This is a genomic window from Pantoea sp. SIMBA_079 (assembly GCF_046940275.1).
GTDB classification, from domain to species: Bacteria; Pseudomonadota; Gammaproteobacteria; order Enterobacterales; family Enterobacteriaceae; genus Pantoea; species Pantoea borealis.
This window is the reverse complement of sequence record NZ_JAWRYR010000969.1, coordinates 1-232: the sequence shown is the minus strand read 5'-3', so window position 1 is coordinate 232 and position 232 is coordinate 1. Positions and strand designations below refer to the sequence as shown.

At 72.0% G+C, this 232-nt stretch carries 1 protein-coding gene; it reads left to right on the top strand.

Annotated elements, in window-relative coordinates; translation table 11 throughout:
* On the top strand, window positions 1-232 hold a 232-nt coding region (locus tag SB719_RS22825; protein ID WP_412160136.1), incomplete at both ends, for an L-histidine N(alpha)-methyltransferase.

Genomic DNA, 232 nt, shown 5'->3' with positions numbered 1-232 from the left:
CCGGTCGCGTACACCCCGATCGAGATCTCGCGCACCGCGCTGCTCGACAGCGTCGGGCGCCTCGCGCCGTCGTTTCCGCAGATCGAGATGCTGCCGGTCTGCGCCGACTTCACCCGCCCGGTGCCGCTGCCGGCGGCCGCGCGCCACCCGCGCCGCACGCTGGTGTTCTTTCCCGGTTCGACGCTCGGCAATTTCGCCAACGACGACGCCGTGCGTCTGCTCGCCTCGATGC